At 49.8% G+C, this 1,410-nt stretch carries 1 protein-coding gene; it reads right to left on the bottom strand.

Features of this window, described 5'->3' with window-relative positions:
• A partial coding sequence (locus tag KDK14_RS03015) for a hypothetical protein (RefSeq protein ID WP_257263542.1) occupies positions 1 to 1,225 on the bottom strand: 1,225 nt, incomplete at its 3' end.
• Positions 1,226 to 1,410: the final 185 nt, after the last annotated feature.

Genomic DNA, 1,410 nt, shown 5'->3' with positions numbered 1-1,410 from the left:
GTAAATAATGGTCTGTGGCATTGAAGGGCGGTTGCTGTGGCCCAGGAAGCCGACAGTGACTGATCCCTGTCTGGGTTAGCGGGTTCCACTGACCGTTGCTATCCTGCGGCAATACCTTGATTTTGCCGGCCCAAAAATCGTAAGTCATAATCTTGTCCTGCCGGGGGCTAAAGCCTGCCCTCACCGGCACAATGTCTTCGCCATTAGTAGAGGGTCTGTGCGCCAGCACCACCGCCGCCTCCCAAATGCCATCGCTGTTCAGCTGGCTTACCGTGACATTGCCATCGTGGCTGATACTCAGGAATGTATCTTCCGACCGGTTGAACTCGAAACGAAATGTATCCTCCCGGATCTTGCCATTTTGCGACCAGTTGCCATCCGCAGTTTGTTGCCAGATACCCAGAACACGATCGTCATTTCGGTCACAACCATGGATAACCAGGTTCTTGCTTGTGGGGCTGAACCTGGCATCGTAGACATCTCGACCGAACTTGATCACTTTTTTGAGCTTCAGATAATTGCCATCGCAGTGAAAGATATCCGCCGTCTTTGCATCTATTTTGCCCGATTGACTGTTTTCAAGGGCAACGCCCTGCAAAGGAACTGACGCGTCGTTATTTGCAGCAGCGCCAAAAACGCCCGCAGTCAATACTGTCTGGCAGGCAGATTCGGTGTCTGACTCGTCCGTAGATGCTTTGCTGTCTGAGCTGTCTGAGTCGTATGCTGACGCGTCGGATTCTGAGTCATACGTTGATGAATCGGTACCTGAGTCGTCCGTTGATGGCCTGTTCAGTGAGGTCAGGGTATTACCGCTTATAAAAGAACCCTCAGGTACCCTGGCCTCATCTGCTGAACCAGGCTCGGGACTATTCGCAGAAACAGAACCCGGCACCGTGGCCTCATCTGCTGAAACAGGCTCGGAACTACAATCGTACTGCACGTGCTCATGGGTTTGCGATACTTCGGCTAAATCAGCGTTTGATGTCTTTGGATTCAGTTCGGCAACCTTACGCTTTTGGATGGCGGTGGTGACCATCGGTTCCGGTGCTAAATCCAATTTCAACGGTTGCAGGGATTGGACCAGTTCCCGTTCAGGGATTTCTGAGGCTGGATTGTTAACGAAAGCCACCACTGATTTATGCGGTGGTTTCAAATCATAAAATGACTGCCCTTCATCGGTTGCTATTCTGCTCGCGGCTGAACTACCTGACGCTATTGGATGCATGATAACTCCGGTCATATCGACACAAGGATTGAATTATAGAGCTATGGATTAGTGGTACTTTGATGGTTGTTTAATCGTTCCTTAATAGTTGTTTGGCCATTCAGTGAAATGTAGATCAGTCAATTTGACCAAAGTTCCCGAACTGAGGGATTTTTTTGTTCAGGGTCATAAAGTCATTGGAATGG

Origin of the sequence: Endozoicomonas sp. ONNA2 (assembly GCF_024606365.1) — a bacterium.
Classification (GTDB): domain Bacteria; phylum Pseudomonadota; class Gammaproteobacteria; order Pseudomonadales; family Endozoicomonadaceae; genus Endozoicomonas.
The sequence above is the reverse complement of the archived record's forward strand: the minus strand, read 5'-3'. Positions and strand labels throughout refer to the sequence as shown.